Origin of the sequence: Streptomyces sp. NTH33 (assembly GCF_003236365.1) — a bacterium.
Lineage (GTDB): Bacteria > Actinomycetota > Actinomycetes > Streptomycetales > Streptomycetaceae > Streptomyces.
Genome location: NZ_POTZ01001050.1, coordinates 1 through 690, shown reverse-complemented (window position 1 = coordinate 690; position 690 = coordinate 1). Strand labels below are relative to the sequence as shown.

Annotated in this window: 2 protein-coding genes; both read right to left on the bottom strand. The window is 72.9% G+C overall.

All coding sequences use genetic code 11. The features are described from left to right. A partial coding sequence (locus C1I97_RS38400; protein WP_111007408.1) for a hypothetical protein occupies nucleotides 1-181 on the bottom strand: 181 nt, incomplete at its 3' end. Nucleotides 182-214: 33 nt separating this feature from the next. Then, nucleotides 215-690, bottom strand: a 476-nt coding sequence (locus C1I97_RS38395; protein ID WP_146608475.1) for an arylamine N-acetyltransferase, incomplete at its 5' end; no start/stop codon positions are given.

The window sequence follows — 690 nt, the reverse complement described above, 5'->3', positions numbered from 1 at the left end:
GCCCCTCCTCGTCCCGCAGGACGACGAGCCACTGCGCGTCCTCGGCGTCGTCCTCCCCGGCCAGCGCGTCACGGACGATCCGCGGCTCCTCGTCAACCGCGAACCGCTCGCCGAGCGCCTCCACCACCTCCTCCGCGGCATCCCGGTCGGGCAGCACCAGCACATGTCTCACATCGCTCACGCCGACATTCTCCGGCACCCGGACCGGCCCTTCTCAGCCCCTCCTTCCGTTCCTTCCGTCGAGGTCCCGCACGACCGGGACCGAGGCGAGCTCGATCCCGAACCGGTCCCGGTACACCGCGAGCACCTCCGCGTCCGAGGCCAGGTCCCGCACCTCGCGCGCCCCGTCCGTCCCCGTCGTGGTCAGCGTGCGGCCGCTGAGGGTGATCCGGCCGCCGTCCTCCGTGAGCCGCGAGCACACCAGCGACCGCATGAAGTGCGAGGAGGGCGAGGTGCGGTGCCACCAGGCTCCGGTCACGAAGTCACCGAGCACCCGGGGCCGTACCTCCAGCCGGTACTCGAGCTTCCCGTCCCGGACGACATCCAGGTCCACGGGTTCGACCGTCCCCGCCGCCGGGCCCGGCACCCCGGCGGCGTCAGGACCGGACTCGACGATCCTGAAGGGGCCGCCCGGATCGGCCTGTTCACCCCGTTCCCCGAGCGCCAGCGGAAAGTGGCTGTGCGCCCCGA